General features: G+C 64.0%; 1 protein-coding gene. It reads left to right on the plus strand.

Features of this window, described 5'->3' with window-relative positions; translation table 11 throughout:
• Positions 1–503: phosphopantetheine-binding protein (locus GQS10_RS22830; protein ID WP_166246622.1), on the plus strand; the 503-nt coding region annotated here is incomplete at both ends.

Below are 503 nucleotides of genomic sequence, written 5' to 3' on the forward strand. Positions count from 1 at the left end.
CCGGGCTACATGGTGCCGTCGCACTTCGTGCAGCTTGCGGCGATGCCGGTTACCGCTAACGGCAAGCTGGACCGTAAGGCGCTGCCGGAGCCGGACGGCCGGATGGCCGCAGGCGGGGAATACGTTGCGCCGCGCAGCGAAAAGGAAGCGCAGCTTGCCGCGATCTGGCAGGAGCTGCTGCAGGCGGAGCGCGTCGGGGTGCGTGACGATTTCTTCGTCCTCGGCGGACACTCGCTGAAAGCGACGATGCTGGCCTCGCGCATCCATAAGCAGTTCGAGGTGGACATTCCGCTGCGCAGCCTGTTTGAGCTGACGACGGTGGAGCAGCAGGCGGCGTACCTCGAGCAGGCAAAGCGAAGCCGGTACGTGGCGCTAGAGCGGACGGAGCGCAGGGAATGGTATCCGGTATCGTCGGCGCAGAAGCGGCTGTTTATTCTCGAGCAGTTCGAGCAGATGGGAACGAGCTACAACATCCCGGAATTTATGGCGGTTGAGGGACCGCT

The organism is Paenibacillus turpanensis (assembly GCF_011421635.1).
In the GTDB taxonomy this organism is placed as follows: domain Bacteria; phylum Bacillota; class Bacilli; order Paenibacillales; family YIM-B00363; genus Paenibacillus_AK; species Paenibacillus_AK turpanensis.